Raw genomic sequence first — 14846 nt, forward strand, 5'->3', positions numbered from 1 at the left:
CCTCTCTCCTTAACGTCCCGCAGACCAGTCCGGCGTCGTTAGCGCCGTCAGTACATGGTCACGCCACTGCCCGTCAATCAGCAGATAATCTTTGGCGTAACCCTCTTTTTCAAACCCCAACCGCGCCAGCAGCGCGCCGCTGCGCTGATTATGCGGCATGTAGTTGGCCATAATGCGATGAATATGCTGCGTGCGCTGCATATAGCGAATCGCCGACGTCAGCGCTTCAAACATCAGCCCCTGCCCCTGCCACTTCTCGCCAATGGAATAGCCAAGATAACAGGCATGGAAAGATCCGCGCACCACGTTGGAGAAATTCGCCACACCGATGATCTCTTTTTCCTCAGGGTCGAGCAGCGCGAAATAAAAAGCTGACCCCTGCTTATGAAACTCAGCGATCATCGACAGACGCGCCTGCCATCCGGAGGGATAGCAGTGGCTGTCGTCACGAACCGGCTCCCAGGGTTTTAAGAACGCTTTATTTTCGGCGTAATAATCGGCCAGACGCCAGGCGTCACGATCGTGAACCAGGCGCACCACCAGCCGGTCCGTCGTCAAACGCACCTTCGGCACGTTACTGCGATAGCCAAACATTTCCTTTTTCAGTCCCCCTGACTTCACTCTTGCTTTCATCACTATACCTTTCCTGCACGATAGTGTGAAAACAGCAACATACCATTTTCTGCGCCATCTCCTCTTTTCGATGAATAGGCTCAATCGATCTTGCTTTTTGATAAAAAAATATTGTCGCAAGGGTGCTGGGAAAAGCAGCAGATTGCCCGCAGAATATCCTCGCTTATCTCTATTTTTCCCTGGAGGGGAAATGTCCCGCGTCTCGCAGGCAAGGAGCCTGGGTAAATATTTCCTGTTAGTCGATAACATGCTGGTCGTGCTGGGCTTTTTTGTCGTTTTTCCGCTGATTTCCATCCGCTTTGTCGATCAGATGGGCTGGGCAGCGCTGATGGTCGGCATTGCGCTCGGCCTGCGCCAGCTGGTACAGCAGGGATTAGGCATCTTTGGCGGCGCCATCGCCGACCGCTTCGGCGCGAAACCGATGATCGTCACCGGTATGCTGATGCGTGCCGGCGGTTTCGCGGCGATGGCCGTCGCCCATGAGCCGTGGGTGCTGTGGTTCTCGTGCATACTCTCCGGACTCGGCGGTACACTGTTCGATCCGCCGCGGGCGGCGCTGGTGGTTAAGCTGGTGCGTCCGCATCAGCGCGGCCGCTTTTTCTCCATCCTGATGATGCAGGATAGCGCCGGCGCGGTGATTGGCGCGCTGCTGGGCAGCTGGCTGCTGCAGTATGATTTTCGCCTGGTGTGCAGCGCCGGCGCCGCGCTGTTTATCGCCTGCGCCGCGTTTAACGCCTGGTATCTGCCGGCATGGAAGCTCTCGACGGTGAAAACGCCGATTCGCGAGGGTCTGGGCCGGGTGCTGCGGGACAAACGCTTCGTCACCTATGTCCTGACGCTGACCGGCTATTATATGCTGGCGGTGCAGGTGATGCTGATGCTGCCGATCATGGTGAATGACATCGCCGGCTCGCCGGCCGCCGTGAAATGGATGTACGCCATCGAAGCCACCATTTCGCTCACCCTGCTCTATCCTATTGCCCGTTGGAGCGAAAAACGCTTCCGCCTTGAGCACCGGCTGATGGCCGGTCTGCTGGTGATGACCCTGGCCATGCTCCCCATCGGGATGACCAGCAGTTTACAGCAGCTGTTTACCCTGATTTGCCTGTTTTACATCGGCTCTATCATTGCCGAACCCGCCCGCGAGACGCTGGGCGCTTCGCTGGCGGACGCCCGGGCGCGTGGCAGCTATATGGGTTTCAGCCGTCTGGGGCTCGCCTTCGGCGGCGCGCTGGGTTACGCGGGCGGCGGCTGGCTGTTTGATGCCGGGAAAGCCGTCGGCCAGCCCGAACTGCCGTGGCTGATGCTCGGCGCCATCGGGGTTATCACCTTCCTGGCGCTATGGTGGCAATTCAGTCCGAAACGCTCTGCCTCCGGTATGCTGGAGCCGCGCACCTGATGCGCGCGGCGGCGGTTTCTCCTGCTTTCAGCCTATTCTGCTGGCGCGATGGGTGCTGACAGGTCATGATGCTTTGTGTCAGGATGAAGGAAGGTATGAGCTTGAGGAACCCCATGAAAAAGATATTGATCGCCGCCGCGCTAATTGTCAGCGGCCTGCTGAGTGGCTGTAATCAGCTGACCCAATACACGGTAAGCGAGCAGGAGATTAACCAGGCCCTGCAGAAGCGAAACCATTTCGCCAAAGATATTGGTCTGAAAGGCGTTGCCGACGCCCATATCGAACTGCAGAACCTGACCAGCGCTATCGGGCGCGAGGAGCCGGGCAAAGTCACCCTGAGCGGGATCGCCAACGTCGATCTTAACTCCCTGTTCGGCACGCAGAAAGCGACGATCGATCTGAAGCTCAAAGCGCTGCCAACCTTTGACCGAGAGAAAGGCGCCATCTTCCTGCAGGAAATGGAAGTGGTCGATGCCAAAGTGGCGCCGGAGAAGCTGCAGTCGGTTATTCAGGCCCTGCTCCCCTACCTGAATCAGTCTCTGCGCAGCTACTTCAGCCAGCAGCCGGCTTATGTCCTGCGTGAGGACGCCAGCACCGGCGAAGCGCTGGCGAAGAAATACGCCAAAGGTATAGAGGTGAAGCCAGGCGAGATTGTCATCCCCTTTACCAATTAATCTCCAGGGCGCTACGGCGCCCTGAATTTTTTACGGAAATGAGTGCAAAGGAAAACGTTTACGCTTATCCTTAGTGCCCGGCAAAAAACAGCCCTGATGACTGAACCTATTAGCCGGAGCCTTCCATGACAGCACAATCCCAGGTATTGAAAATCCGCCGCCCAGACGACTGGCATATCCATCTGCGCGATGACGATATGCTGAAAACCGTCGTGCCTTATACCAGTGAGTTTTATGGCCGGGCGATCGTGATGCCGAATCTGGTGCCGCCTGTCACCACCGTCGCGGCGGCTATCGCTTACCGCCAGCGCATTATGGACGCCGTGCCGGCCGGGCATGATTTTACCCCGCTGATGACCTGCTATCTGACAGACTCTCTCGACCCAGCGGAGCTGGAACGCGGCTTTAACGAAGGGGTGTTCACCGCCGCCAAGCTCTACCCGGCCAATGCCACTACTAACTCCAGCCACGGCGTCACCAGCACCGACGCCATTATGCCAGTGCTGGAGCGGATGGAAAAACTGGGGATGCCGTTGCTCGTTCACGGCGAAGTCACTCACGCCGAGATTGATATTTTCGATCGTGAAGCGCGCTTTATTGAGACGGTGATGGAGCCCCTGCGCCAGCGCCTGCCCGGCCTGAAAGTGGTTTTTGAACATATCACCACCAAAGACGCCGCCGAGTACGTGCGTGACGGTAATGAACTGCTGGCTGCTACCATCACCCCGCAGCATCTGATGTTCAACCGCAACCATATGCTGGTGGGCGGCATTCGCCCTCACCTGTACTGTCTGCCGGTACTTAAACGCAATATTCATCAGCAGGCTCTGCGGGAGCTGGTCGCCAGCGGCTTCAGCCGCGCCTTCCTCGGCACCGACTCCGCACCGCACGCCCGCCACCGTAAGGAAGCCAGCTGTGGCTGCGCCGGCTGCTTTAACGCCCCGACCGCCCTCGGCAGCTACGCCACGGTGTTTGAAGAAATGAACGCTCTGCAGCACTTTGAGGCTTTCTGCTCGCTGAACGGCCCGCGCTTCTACGGTCTGCCGGTCAATGAGACCTACGTTGAACTGGTGCGTGAAGAGACGACCGTTGTGGACAGCATTGCCCTGCCTAATGACACCCTGGTGCCCTTCCTGGCGGGTGAAACCGTTCGCTGGACCGTGAAGAAATAAAAACGCAGCCCCCTGTTGTCAACGCTAACCAGATACTGTATAAATAACCAGTATCGAACGCAGGGGGCAATTATGCGCATTGAAGTGTCTATCGCCAAAACGACCGCCTTACCTAACGGCGCGCTGGAAGCGCTGAATAACGAACTCTCTCGCCGTATCGCCGAGCAATTCCCGGCCATCGATAGCCAGGTGAGCGTCCGCTACGCCACCGGTAATCAGCTCTCGGTGTTTGGCGCCCTGAAAGAAGACAAAGACCGGATAAGCGAAATCCTGCAGGAAACATGGGAAAGCGCGGACGACTGGTTTGTCCACGATCTCTCCTGAAGCATGGCGGGATCCAGTTACTCTGGTTTGTTCCCTCATTGTGCTTTTTTTGCCGGGTCGCCCCGGCTTTTTTTATCCCCTCTTCTGTTCAGAATAGTCCTGATTATTCTGCTCAATATCGACTAAAGTGGCCATTTTACGCGCTTATCTTGAGTAAAAAAGCGGCAAAAGAAGAAAATCATGCTGCCTTTCATTTAATTTCTCGAGTTTATTCTTGATCCCTGATATAATTAACTTGCTTCAAAAAATATGCATTAAACCTCGAGAATTGTTGTCTTTTAACATATGAATAAGGGGTTATGATGGAAAAAAATAATGAAGTCATTCAGACCCATCCCCTCGTTGGATGGGACATCAGCACCGTTGATAGCTACGATGCGCTGATGTTGCGCCTGCACTACCAGAACCCCACTCAAGAAAACAGTAATGATGCTGAGATCGGCCAGACGCTATGGCTAACGACGGACGTCGCACGTCAGTTTATTTCAATCCTGGAAGCAGGCATTGCGAAGATTGAATCTGGCGAATACCAGGAAAACGAGTACCGCCGACATTAACGCGGCTTGCGAATGACTTAACATTAAACTTAACAGGCACCTGCGGGTGCCTGAATTATTTTCGGGCTTGTATAAGCACAGGGAGTTAATTACCCTGCTAACAAGGCAATTACCCGGAACTCACCATGCAATACGATCTTATCATTATTGGCAGCGGCTCCGTCGGCGCCGCCGCTGGCTATTATGCGCGCCGTGCCGGACTCAATGTTCTGATGACCGATGCCCATCAACCTCCCCACCAGGAAGGCAGCCATCACGGCAGCAGCCGTCTTATCCGTCACGCCTATGGCGAAGGTGAGAAATATGTTCCGCTGGTGCTGCGTGCCCAGCAGCTATGGGATGAACTGGCAGAGATCAGTGGCGAAGCCGTGTTTGAACGCACCGGCGTCATTAACCTCGGCCCCGCCAGCTCCGCTTTTCTCGCCAACGTCGCCGCCAGCGCCCGTGCGTTCCAGCTTGAGGTGGAAGAGCTGGATGCCCAGGCCGTGATGCAGCGCTGGCCGGAGATACGCCTCCCCGATGACTATCGGGCGATTTTCGAACCCGCTTCCGGCGTACTGCGCAGCGAACTGGCCGTCGAAACCTGGATCCGTCTGGCGCGGGAAGCAGGCTGCGCGCAGCTATTCAACTGTCCGGTCTCGGCTATTCATCACCATGCTGACGGGATCACCATCGATACCCTCGACGGTGAATATCATGGTAAAAAGCTGCTGGTCAGCGCCGGCACCTGGGTCACCCGCCTGCTTCCGGACCTCCCTATCCAGCCGGTACGCAAGGTGTTCGCCTGGTACCAGGCCGATGGCCGTTACAGCAGCAAGAATCACTTCCCGGCCTTCACCGGCGAGTTGCCCAATGGCGATCAATATTACGGTTTCCCGGCGGAAGATAATGAACTGAAAATTGGCAAGCATAACGGCGGCCAGCCGATCTCCACCCCGCAGGAACGGGTAGCGTTTGGCGCTGTCGCCAGCGATGGTTCCGAATCCTTCCCGTTTTTGCGTAACGTCCTGCCTGGCATCGGCGGCTGCCTGCACGGCGCCTCCTGTACCTACGACAATACCGTCGATGAGGACTTTATTATCGATACGTTGCCAGGCAGGCCAGACACGCTGCTGATCACCGGGCTGAGCGGCCACGGCTTTAAGTTTGCGCCGGTGCTGGGCGAAATTGCCAGTCAGTTTGCTCAGGGCGAAGCATCGAGCTTCAATCTGGCCCCCTTTTCTCTGGCGCGCTTTAACGCGTAATGGAATGCGGCACTTTTGCCGTTGGGTAAAGAAACGGCCTCTGCTGAGGCCGTTAGTGATTGAGAGCGGTTATGCGTCGCCTGTTTAATATGCTGGTCAACAACGTGCGCGAGCATTTTATGATCTATCTGGCGCTCTGGCTGCTGCTGGCGATCATCGATCTCGTCTGGTTATGGTTTTTCTGACGGCTCCGGATCGAGGATCCCGAGTTTGGTATTCAGCCGGCCACGGGATTTATTAAAGATTTTGTTGCCGTTTTCACGCCCGGCGCGCAGCTTACGCTGCTCCTCTTCCGGTAGCTTATGCTCTTCCATGCAGGCTTCGCTACAGCAGCCGGCAAACTTCTCGGCGCAGCTCGGGCACTGGATAAACAGCAGATGGCAGCCATCGTTCAGGCAGTTAGTATGGGTGTCGCACGGCGCGCCGCACTGATGACAGTGCGCGATAACGTCATTGGAGATCCGCTCGCCCATCCGTTCATCAAAGACAAAGTTTTTACCAATGAAGCGCACCGGTAGCCCCTGCTCGCGGGCGCGACGGGCGTACTCGATGATGCCACCCTCGATGTGCCAGACCTTATTGAAGCCGTTATGCTTCATCCAGGCGCTGGCTTTTTCACAGCGAATGCCGCCGGTGCAATACATGACAATTTTCTTGTCTTTATGGTCCTGCATCATTTCCACGGCTTTCGGCAGCTGGTCGCGGAAGGTATCCGCCGGGATCTCCAGCGCGTTTTCGAAATGGCCCACCTCATATTCATAGTGGTTACGCATATCGATAAACACGGCATCCGGATCGTCAAGCATCGCGTTGACTTCCGCCGCCTTGAGATACTCCCCCACATTGGAGGCGTCAAACGAGGGATCGTCGATGCCGTCGGCGACGATACGATCGCGAACTTTCAGGCGCAGCACCCAGAAAGACTTACCATCGTCCTCCACGGCGATATTGAAACGCAGCCCCGCCAGCGCCGGATCGAAGCCATAGAGAAACTCACGCAGAGCCTCAACGTTGCTTTGCGGCACGCTGATTTGCGCGTTGATCCCTTCCCGGGCCAGATAGATGCGGCCAAAGACCTTCAGCTGGGTTAAGGCAACCCACAGCGCATCACGGGTCGCCTGCGGGTCGACAATGGTGAAATATTTATAGAATGAGATCGTCGTGCGCGGCTCGGTCTCAGCCAGCATTTGCGCCTTTAACGTCTCATTTGAAATGCGGTTGTGTAACACTGGCATGGTGTACCTGCTCGACATAGAAATGAGGAAATAAACGGCGGGCATGATATAGCAAAGCTAATTAATTTACATCCCTACATTTTACGCTACATTTCTCTCACCCGGTCGCGCCCCGCTTAACAACACGAGCTGACTGTCGCCGCCTTTGGCTGGCCGGTAAAAAAATGCGATAATATAAGACGTTGCTCACTGATACGGGTATGAAATGACTCATTTGCCTAAATTTTCTCCGGCGCTGTTGCATCCGCGCTATTGGCTGCTGTGGCTGGGTATCGGCCTGCTGTGGCTGGTTGTCCAACTGCCCTACCCGCTGATCTACCGCCTCGGGAACGCCATCGGCCGTCTGGCCATGCGCTTTATGAAGCGCCGGGCGAAAATCGCCTATCGCAACCTTGAGCTCTGCTTCCCCGAGAAAAGCGAGCAGGAACGCCACCGAATGGTGGTGATGAACTTTGAATCGGTGGGCATGGGGCTGATGGAGACCGGTATGGCCTGGTTCTGGCCGGTTCGCCGTATCGCCCGCTGGACCGACACCATCGGCTTTGAGCATATTCGCGATGTGCAGGCGCAGCAGCGCGGCATTCTGCTGATCGGTATTCATTTCCTCACTCTCGAGATGGGAGCGCGAATGTTCGGTATGAACGAGCCGGGGATTGGCGTCTATCGCCCCAACGACAACCCGGTGATCGACTGGCTGCAGACCTGGGGCCGCTTGCGCTCCAACAAGGATATGATTGACCGTAAGGATCTGAAAGGCATGATCCGGGCACTGAAAAAAGGCGAAGTGGTGTGGTACGCACCGGATCACGATTACGGCCCGACCGCCAGCGTCTTTGCCCCACTGTTTGCGGTCGACCAGGCGGCGACCACCTCCGGCACCTGGATGCTGGCGAAAATGTCCAAAGCCTGCATCGTGCCCTTCGTCCCGCGTCGCAAACCGGACGGTAAAGGTTATGAACTGATTATCCTGCCGCCAGAGTGTTCCCCGCCGCTGGACGACGCGGAAACCACCGCCGCGTGGATGAACAAGATCGTTGAGCAGTGCATCATGATGGCCCCGGAACAGTATATGTGGCTCCATCGTCGCTTCAAAACCCGCCCCGAAGGCATACCCTCCCGCTACTGATCCCTTTTCCCGGCCGCGCTCATCCCGGCCGGGAAGCTTCGCCGCTCAGGCTTTAGGCTCTCCTTTAGCTTTAAAAGCTCTCCTCCATTGCGGCATCTATTTCTCAGGCGCATAATTAGCAGGCTCATATTTTCTCTTAATTTGACCTGCCGCGCAGGCCAGTGGAACCCTATGTCGTCTGCTGAAACCCCCATTAACTGGAAACGAAACCTGACCGTGACCTGGCTTGGCTGCTTTTTAACCGGCGCCGCCTTCAGCCTGGTCATGCCCTTTCTGCCACTCTACGTCGAACAGCTCGGCGTCACCGGGCATAGCGCCCTGAACATGTGGTCCGGGCTGGTCTTTAGTATTACCTTTCTTTTCTCCGCCATCGCCTCGCCGTTCTGGGGGGGGCTTGCTGATCGCAAGGGGAGAAAAATCATGCTGCTGCGTTCCGCCCTCGGGATGGCCATCGTGATGATGCTGATGGGAATGGCGCAGAATATCTGGCAGTTTCTGCTGCTGCGCGCATTGCTCGGCCTGCTGGGCGGTTTTATTCCTAACGCCAACGCCCTGATCGCCACCCAGATCCCGCGCCATAAAAGCGGCTGGGCGCTGGGGACACTGTCTACCGGCGCGGTAAGCGGCGCCCTGCTCGGCCCGCTGGCAGGTGGCTTCCTGGCCGACCACTGGGGATTGCGCACCGTCTTCTTTATGACCGCGGCGGTACTATTTATCTGTTTCTTGTTTACCCTGTTTTTAATCCGCGAAAATTTTGTGCCGATCGCCAGGAAAGAGATGCTCAGTGCCAGAGAGGTGTTCTCCTCGCTGCAGAATCCCAAACTGGTGCTCAGCCTGTTTGTGACCTCGCTGATAATCCAGGTGGCCACCGGTTCCATTGCGCCGATCCTGACGCTTTATGTACGCGATCTCGCGGGCAACGTCAGTAACATCGCCTTTATCAGCGGAATGATCGCCTCGGTGCCGGGCATTGCCGCGCTGATGAGCGCCCCGCGGTTGGGCAAACTGGGGGATCGCATCGGGCCGGAAAAAATCCTCATCGTGGCGCTGATTATCTCGGTGCTACTCCTGATCCCGATGTCGTTCGTTCAGACCCCGCTGCAGTTAGGTATCCTGCGATTCCTGCTCGGCGCCGCGGACGGCGCGCTGCTGCCGGCGGTGCAAACCCTGCTGGTGTACAACTCGACCAGCCAGATCTCCGGGCGAATCTTCAGCTATAACCAGTCGTTCCGCGATATTGGCAACGTTACCGGCCCCCTGATTGGCGCGTCGGTTTCCGCTAACTATGGCTTCCGCGCCGTATTTCTGGTCACCGCAGGGGTGGTATTGTTTAATGCGATCTACTCCACCCTCAGCCTGCGTCGGCCAGCCGCGGATACTTCGCATTCAGTAAATTAACGTCGAGAGGGGCTCTGTCCCTTGACGCCGTGCGTACCGCCTTCTATAGATTGAATCGTGTTCAATTCATATTCTTCTCAGGAGATTCGCTATGCCAAAGGATTCGATGTTCTACGCCACGCTTGAAGAAGCTATTGATGCAGCACGTGAAGAATTTCTCGCCAACAACCCTGACAGCGATGAAGAGAGCGCCAACGTTGAGCAGCTCAACATTCAAAAGTATGTGCTGCAGGATGGCGATATCGCCTGGCAGGCCGAATTTTTTGCTGACGAAGAGGAACAAGGCGAATGCCTCCCGATGCTCAGCGGCGAAGCCGCGCAGAGCGTCTTCGACGGGGATTATGATGAGATAGAGCTGCGTCAGGAGTGGCTGGAGGAAAATACGCTCCACGAATGGGATGAAGGCGAATTTCAGCTCGAGCCCTCGCTGGACACCGAAGAGGGGCAGACGGCAGCCGACGAGTGGGACGAGCGTTAATCAGTTATAGGGTCCGTGGCTGGCGTCCAGAGGCAGCAGAAGCGTATCAAATACCAGCGAGAACGGCAGGTCGAGAATGGTGAGATAGCGCCATGCCGAATCGCGAACATCCCACTGTACGCCCGGGTAATATTGATTGCCATGCCCCTGCCCGGGCACCGTACGGCTGATAATGCTGCCGCAGCCGCTGAGCAGCAGCGCCATGGCAATGATCGGTAGTATTCGCATCCACATCCTCGTATTTCAGATAAAAAAATACCGGCATCGCTGCCGGTATTTTCCTTAACGTACGGCTTATTTCGTTTTCAGCGCCAGCGGGTTAAGCGCCAACTGCTGATAGGCGTTCACCCATGAAGAGTATTTCTCCGGCGCGGCCCATACGCGATAGTGCAGACGCGACATGGTTACCGGGTCGCTCAACAGCACCAGTCGGCGATCGCGGTTCAGCTTATCCGGCGTTTCATTCAGCGCCTGCTCGACATGGCGCTCGCGGGCGATCTCCAGGATATGACCCTGACGGTGGCGCGCAGTGGCCATTGCGGTGGCGAGGGCGTTAAACGACGGATTAAACACCGCGTGCATAAAGCCATCGTCCAGCGAACGCTGACGGTTCATCGTCAGGTACGCATCGGTATCCTTGAGCACCTGCGGCGGCGAATACTCTTCCGGGATCAGGAACAGCTTCCAGCGCTTGGTGCGCAGGCCCACTGTCGCCCGGCTGGAAATCGCCGATACGAACGGCGAGAGGATCAGCGAGACAACAATCGGCGCTAGCCAGAACAGGAAGCGCAGATCCAGCCATGCCATCCCGACCGCCCACACCAGCCCCAGCAGCAGCTGCGAGCCGTGGCGCATAAAGGCTTCCCCCCACGGCGTGGAGTCATCATCACGCTGCGGCGAATTCCATACCACCTCCCAGCCGAGGAAGGCGCTGACCACGAAGACGGTGTGGAACAGCATACGGACCGGCGCCAGCAGGACCGAGAACAGGACCTCCAGCAGCAGTGAAAGCGTGACGCGGATAAATCCTCCGTACTCTTTCGGCCCTTTACACCACACCAGAATAATACTCAGCAGCTTCGGCAGGAACAGCAGCACCATGGTCGAGGCGAACAGCGCGATGGCCAGCTCAGGCCGCCACTGCGGCCACACCGGGAACAGCTGACGCGGCTGCAGGAAGTACTGCGGTTCGGTCAGGGCATGCACCACCTGCAACGCCGTCGACAGGGCAAGGAACATAAACCACAGCGGCGCCGACAGGTAGGACATCACGCCGGTAAGGAACACCGCCCGGTGAACCGGGTGCATCCCTCTGACAAGGAACAGGCGGAAGTTCATCAGGTTGCCCTGACACCAGCGACGGTCGCGTTTCAGCTCGTCCAGCAGGTTCGGCGGCAGCTCCTCATAGGAGCCCGGCAGATCGTAGGCAATCCACACCCCCCAGCCGGCACGGCGCATCAGCGCGGCTTCGACGAAGTCGTGCGACAGGATCGACCCGGCAAAGTTGCCCTCGCCCGGCAGCGGCGCCAGCGCGCAGTGCTCAATGAACGGCTTCACGCGGATAATGGCGTTGTGGCCCCAGTAGTGGGACTCCCCCAACTGCCAGAAGTGCAGACCCGCCGTAAACAGCGGACCGTACACCCGGGTGGCAAACTGCTGGCAACGCGCATACAGCGTGTCCATGCCCGAGGCGCGCGGGGAAGACTGAATGATCCCGGCATTCGGGTTTGCTTCCATCAGGCGCACCAGGCTGCTCAGACACTCACCGGTCATCACCGAGTCAGCGTCCAGCACCACCATATAGCTATACTGGCTGCCCCAGCGGCGGCAGAAGTCATCGATGTTGCCGCTCTTACGCTTCACTCGACGACGACGGCGGCGGTAGAAGATCTGCCCTTCGCCCTGCACTTCGGCAATCAGCTCCATCCACGCCTTTTGCTCAGCCACACAGATATCGGGGTTATAGCTATCGCTGAGGATATAGACGTCGAAATGAGCGGCGTTACCGGTCGCTTTCACCGACTCCCAGGTCGCCCGCAGGCCGGCGAAAACGCGGTCAACGTCTTCGTTACAGATCGGCATTATCAGCGCCGTACGGTGCGCCGGGTTCAACGGTTCGTCACCGACCGTCGAGGCGGAAATACTGTACTTATCGCGGCCGATCAATAGCTGCAGGAAGCCCATTAACGCGGTCCAGAAGCCGGCGGAAACCCAGCAGAACAGCACCGCGAAGAGGATCAGAATGCCGCTCTGCAACACGTACGGCAGCAGCTGCATGAACGAGATCCACAGGTTCTGCCCCACCATGTCGGCCGGGTTGATCAGCGCCCAGCCCTGATAAGGCAGAATGGTTTTCATATACCAGGTGGCTACCACGGTCTGCGACAGCGTCAGCAGCAGCAGGATATAGCGACGAATGGTGCCGACGGTACGCCATTTTTGCTCACTCTCGCGCTCTTCTTGCGTCAGACGGGAGAGATAGCGCGGCGTGACATCGCGTCCGCGCAGACGGTCCCAGAAGCGGCCGACCGGGTTGGTACGCCACGGGTCCGGGATCATTGAGGAGCGCTTGGCTTTAGGCATCGCATGCAGCTGAGTACGGCCTTCATCGTCCTTCACCAGCTGATCGCCAGACAGCGAATCCGGCCAGCTATGCGCCAGCCGTGCCTTGACCGACCCCAGCGGGGAGTCGTCTTCGCGGGCGAAGGTCTGATGGTCGTCATCCAGGGCCTGATGAACGGCCTGCAGGCTGGTGTCCGGCAGCGCCGATTTCTCGGCGTCCGACAGCGGCAATGCGTCAATGTACTTTGTTATCTTATTCATTGGCAGGCAGCTGATAGCTCCAGGTTTCGCTCAACGTGTCATCACCGTTAACCAGCGCGGCGCGCATTTCCGTCGTTTTCTTCGGATCTTTCACCTTCAAACGCAGGATCATTCGCCAGCCTTTGGTCACCGGATTGTAACGCACGGTATTTTCAACGATTTCAGCGTTATCGCCGGTACTCGCCTGGGCGGCGACCGGGGTATCCGCCGGCAGTTTTTTCATATCGGCGCCGGTGAAGTCGACAATGAAAGCAATGGTGCCGTCCGGCTGGCGGATCAGGTTCGACTGCTTCACGTCGCCGGTAGAGCGGCGGGTCTGCATAACGTAAGCGTTATCCGGCGCATGCAGCTTGTCTTCATCGCGGCTGAAGGTGATGGTGTACTTGAAGTTCATCTCCTTGCCCGGCTCCGGCAGCTGATCCGGCGTCCAGTAAGTCACGATGTTATCGTTGGTTTCATCGTTGGTCGGGATTTCAACCAGTTCGATTTTCCCTTTGCCCCACTCCCCTTTCGGGGTGATCCAGGCGCTCGGACGCAGGTCATAACGATCGTCGAGATCCTCGAAGCGCGAGAACTGACGGCCGCGCTGCAGCAGGCCGAACCCTTGCGGGTTTTCCATCGCATAGCTGCTAACGGCAAGGTGTTTCGGATTGTTCAGCGGACGCCAGATCCATTCGCCGTTACCGGCCAGGATCGACAGACCATTGGAGTCGTGTAGCGCCGGACGATAGTTAAGCGCCGGAGAAGGCTGGTTGGAACCGAACAGGAACATGCTGGTCAGCGGCGCCACGCCCAGTTTGCCCACTTTGTCACGCAGGTAAACTTTGGACTGGACATCTACCACGGTGTCGCGTCCCGGCATGATGACAAAGCGATAAGCGCCGGTTGCCCGCGGGGAGTCCAGCAGCGCATAGATAGTCAGACGTTTGTCGGAGGCTTTAGGACGCTCGATCCAGAACTCGCGAAAACGCGGGAACTCTTCGCCGGACGGCAGCGCGGTATCGATAGCCAGGCCGCGCGCGGACAGGCCGTAAACCTGACCCTGACCCAGCACGCGGAAGTAGCTGGCACCGAGCATGCTGACGATCTCATCGTTCTTATCTTTGCTATTGATCGGATACAGTACTTTGAAGCCGGCGAAACCGAGGTCTTTCACCGTGTCTTTATCGTGCTGAACGTTACCAAAGTTAAAATAGTCCGGGCTATATTTAATTTTGCGCACGCTGGTGGCCGTCACTTCATTGATGGTGACCGGCGTGTCGAAGTACATACCCTGATGGTAAAATTCAAGCTTGAATGGGGTTTTCTGGTTATTCCAGTAAGCTTTATCGTGATTAAACTGAATTTGCTGGTAATCCGCGTATTTCATGTCGCGGAAAGCGGAGGGCAGGTTACTCTTCGGCGCTTCATAGCCTTTCCCGGCTAACGTTTTGGCCTCTTTTGCAACGTCATCAATGCTAAATGCCCATGCAGATGAAGTACACAGGGACAACATTACGGCTGCGCTTAACCAACGCATTTTCATCATCTGTGGTTTATGTTTCATATAAGTAAGCACTTCCCCCTTTGTGTGCTTAAATCGATCCGATCTATTTTAATGGAAACTCAGGCAATCCGACAACATAATCCCTGCTTTGTTCAGCGTAGCGGCGCAGGGAATAAACAGTTCGCTATCCCGTTTGCACTTTGCGTGCTTATCCTGGAGACAGGTACCCCGAGTTCATGTAGGGTTGCTGATAATGTAAGCGTTATCATCTTGAGTGATAAGACGAATTATCTGAGA

General features: G+C 56.8%; 15 protein-coding genes. 10 read left to right on the forward strand and 5 right to left on the reverse strand.

What is annotated here, in order from left to right:
* Positions 1-9: 9 nt before the first annotated feature.
* Positions 10-594, reverse strand: coding sequence for a ribosomal protein S5-alanine N-acetyltransferase (gene rimJ, locus AB1E37_RS15780; RefSeq protein WP_002899099.1), 585 nt, complete (start codon positions 592-594; stop codon positions 10-12).
* Positions 595-823: 229 nt separating this feature from the next.
* Here rimJ and mdtH point away from each other — a divergent pair, with 229 nt between their 5' ends.
* The 7 genes from mdtH (at position 824) to AB1E37_RS15815 (ending at position 6188) form a co-directional block, all read left to right on the forward strand.
* On the forward strand, positions 824-2032 hold the full coding sequence (gene mdtH / locus AB1E37_RS15785) for a multidrug efflux MFS transporter MdtH (protein WP_002899096.1): 1209 nt from the start codon (positions 824-826) through the stop codon (positions 2030-2032).
* Between the two features lie 113 nt (positions 2033-2145).
* A complete protein-coding gene (locus AB1E37_RS15790) occupies positions 2146-2706 on the forward strand; it encodes a lipoprotein (protein ID WP_004150824.1) in 561 nt (186 codons plus the stop codon).
* 125 nt (positions 2707-2831) lie between these two features.
* Positions 2832-3878, forward strand: a complete 1047-nt coding sequence (pyrC, locus tag AB1E37_RS15795; protein ID WP_025368282.1) for a dihydroorotase — start codon at positions 2832-2834, stop codon at positions 3876-3878.
* A gap of 72 nt (positions 3879-3950) precedes the next feature.
* On the forward strand, positions 3951-4202 hold the full coding sequence (gene dinI, locus AB1E37_RS15800) for a DNA damage-inducible protein I (RefSeq protein ID WP_002898994.1): 252 nt from the start codon (positions 3951-3953) through the stop codon (positions 4200-4202).
* Between the two features lie 302 nt (positions 4203-4504).
* Entirely contained in the window at positions 4505-4759 is a 255-nt protein-coding gene (bssS, locus tag AB1E37_RS15805) for a biofilm formation regulator BssS (RefSeq protein WP_002898992.1), read from the forward strand.
* Between the two features lie 125 nt (positions 4760-4884).
* The gene (gene solA, locus AB1E37_RS15810) at positions 4885-6003 is read left to right on the forward strand and encodes an N-methyl-L-tryptophan oxidase (RefSeq protein WP_002898990.1); all 1119 of its coding nucleotides are present in this window, start codon (positions 4885-4887) and stop codon (positions 6001-6003) included.
* A 71-nt stretch (positions 6004-6074) separates the two neighbouring features.
* On the forward strand, positions 6075-6188 hold the full coding sequence (locus AB1E37_RS15815; RefSeq protein ID WP_002898988.1) for a DUF2770 family protein: 114 nt from the start codon (positions 6075-6077) through the stop codon (positions 6186-6188).
* On the opposite strand, the gene AB1E37_RS15820 is transcribed toward AB1E37_RS15815, so the two are convergent.
* On the reverse strand, positions 6174-7238 hold the full coding sequence (locus tag AB1E37_RS15820) for a rhodanese-related sulfurtransferase (protein ID WP_002898987.1): 1065 nt from the start codon (positions 7236-7238) through the stop codon (positions 6174-6176). The two genes, AB1E37_RS15815 and AB1E37_RS15820, sit on opposite strands and share 15 nt — an antisense overlap.
* A gap of 205 nt (positions 7239-7443) precedes the next feature.
* Here AB1E37_RS15820 and AB1E37_RS15825 point away from each other — a divergent pair, with 205 nt between their 5' ends.
* From AB1E37_RS15825 to AB1E37_RS15835, 3 genes are all read left to right on the forward strand, one after another.
* Positions 7444-8364 carry a Kdo(2)-lipid IV(A) acyltransferase gene (locus tag AB1E37_RS15825; protein WP_032421206.1) on the forward strand — a complete coding sequence of 307 codons (921 nt, stop codon included), beginning with the start codon at positions 7444-7446 and terminating at the stop codon, positions 8362-8364.
* 171 nt (positions 8365-8535) lie between these two features.
* Positions 8536-9762 carry a multidrug efflux MFS transporter MdtG gene (gene mdtG / locus AB1E37_RS15830; protein WP_002898984.1) on the forward strand — a complete coding sequence of 409 codons (1227 nt, stop codon included), beginning with the start codon at positions 8536-8538 and terminating at the stop codon, positions 9760-9762.
* 91 nt (positions 9763-9853) lie between these two features.
* Positions 9854-10240, forward strand: a complete 387-nt coding sequence (locus tag AB1E37_RS15835) for a MysB family protein (RefSeq protein WP_002898981.1) — start codon at positions 9854-9856, stop codon at positions 10238-10240.
* On the opposite strand, the gene AB1E37_RS15840 is transcribed toward AB1E37_RS15835, so the two are convergent.
* The 3 genes from AB1E37_RS15840 to mdoG all read right to left on the reverse strand — a co-directional run bounded on the left by AB1E37_RS15840 (position 10241) and on the right by mdoG (position 14609).
* Positions 10241-10468 (reverse strand): YceK/YidQ family lipoprotein, encoded by a 228-nt coding sequence (locus AB1E37_RS15840; RefSeq protein WP_002898978.1) that lies wholly within the window; start codon positions 10466-10468, stop codon positions 10241-10243.
* Positions 10469-10534: 66 nt separating this feature from the next.
* Positions 10535-13063 carry a glucans biosynthesis glucosyltransferase MdoH gene (gene mdoH, locus AB1E37_RS15845; RefSeq protein WP_002898967.1) on the reverse strand — a complete coding sequence of 843 codons (2529 nt, stop codon included), beginning with the start codon at positions 13061-13063 and terminating at the stop codon, positions 10535-10537.
* On the reverse strand, positions 13056-14609 hold the full coding sequence (mdoG, locus tag AB1E37_RS15850; RefSeq protein ID WP_004183630.1) for a glucans biosynthesis protein MdoG: 1554 nt from the start codon (positions 14607-14609) through the stop codon (positions 13056-13058). The genes mdoH and mdoG overlap by 8 nt, the downstream gene beginning before the upstream one ends.
* Positions 14610-14846: the final 237 nt, after the last annotated feature.

The sequence above is a fragment of the Klebsiella sp. Shm-1 genome, assembly GCF_040804525.1.
Lineage (GTDB): Bacteria > Pseudomonadota > Gammaproteobacteria > Enterobacterales > Enterobacteriaceae > Klebsiella > Klebsiella pneumoniae.